The 349-nt window shown below is 33.8% G+C and carries 1 protein-coding gene; it reads right to left on the bottom strand.

Going from position 1 to position 349, the window contains the following annotated elements; genetic code table 11:
* Positions 1 to 232 (bottom strand): DUF2071 domain-containing protein (locus AC1DG9_RS27865; protein WP_477635812.1); only part of this gene is annotated, 232 nt, incomplete at its 3' end.
* Positions 233 to 349: the final 117 nt, after the last annotated feature.

The following is a 349-nucleotide window of genomic DNA, read 5'->3' as shown; positions in this document are numbered from 1 at the left end:
CGTTATACCTGACATAGAACCGAAGGTTTATCTCTTCAAAGTTTGCATGAAAGGGAATACTGAACCCCAACAGCTTTGTGTTTTTAAACAGAAAGCCGATTAAGCTTACATAACAGGTATCATTCCATAAATCCAGCTCTGTGCCAGCCGGCAAATAGGGAATAAGTAAATTCTTATCAATAGCATAATTAGCTATAGCTAGCTTTCGCCACTCAGCGGTTAAAAAACTCATTATGCAAAATACAAAATATTATAATCAAACATTTAATATACAAGGCTGTTGTATAAAATAAATTAAAGAGATAGCCATGAACAAAACAATAGCATTAGTAATGATAATCCTTGGCGT

This window comes from Pedobacter sp. 05L430 (assembly GCF_056397585.1).
The sequence above is the reverse complement of the archived record's forward strand: the minus strand, read 5'-3'. Positions and strand labels throughout refer to the sequence as shown.